General features: G+C 67.9%; 2 protein-coding genes. One reads left to right on the forward strand and one right to left on the reverse strand.

Annotation, left to right across the window (positions count from 1 at the left end):
- On the forward strand, positions 1 to 285 hold a 285-nt coding region (locus DAI20_RS19375), incomplete at its 5' end, for a hypothetical protein (protein WP_205781497.1).
- Positions 286 to 384: 99 nt separating this feature from the next.
- Here the strand turns inward: DAI20_RS19375 and DAI20_RS19380 are convergent.
- Positions 385 to 757: hypothetical protein (locus tag DAI20_RS19380; protein WP_205781498.1), on the reverse strand; the 373-nt coding region annotated here is incomplete at its 5' end.

The raw sequence follows: 757 nt of genomic DNA on the forward strand, positions 1-757 counted from the left end.
GACAACGGCCTGAAGATCCGCGTGCAGGGCGGGCAACTGCATGTGGAGGGGGACGCCTACTGGCCCTCCGCCAACCCCACGCCGGAGCAGCGTCCCTACGGGCCGAACATGGGCCAGGTGGAAGCGCGCGCGGCGCCGCGTGGTGCCGATGTCGAGTTCGTCGAGGACACCTGCAAGGTGCGCGTGCATTCGCTGGGTGAGGTGCTGATCGTGGCCGACAACAGCGAATGCGGTGGCATGAACGTGCGCTTCAACGGCGTGTACCGACGCGCGGGCAAGCGCTGACCCCGCGGAAAGGCGCCAACCAAGGTTGGCATCTACCAGGGCAACCGGGCAGTAGGTCCACGCCATGCGTGGATGCTGCCCGCGATCCAATCGATGCGGTCAGCGCCGCCGTTCCAGCCACCACAGCAGCGATGCGCACAACACGAACGCCAGCCACCACGGCCAGCGTGAGCCTGCCACGGGTTGCATCACCGACGCATTCGCCGATGTACTGGAGGCCAACGCCCGCGTGGTCGCATCGATCATCGCCTGTCGATGCAGTGCGGGTGCGTCCTTCGGGTCGAACACATAGCGCCAGACAACGCTGTCGCCATGCTGCAGGCGCTGCCAGCCCGCTTCACGCGGCCACCAGCCGGCGCAGCGCAGCGCCGACGTCGCTCCATCGACAATCAGGGGTACAGCGTCGCCACGCTTGCTGAAGACCTGCAGGGGCGCCTGCGCGCCGCACAGCGACTGCCGTTCTCCGGCCCAG

Origin of the sequence: Planctomonas deserti (assembly GCF_003067705.1) — a bacterium.
Classification (GTDB): domain Bacteria; phylum Actinomycetota; class Actinomycetes; order Actinomycetales; family Microbacteriaceae; genus Planctomonas; species Planctomonas deserti.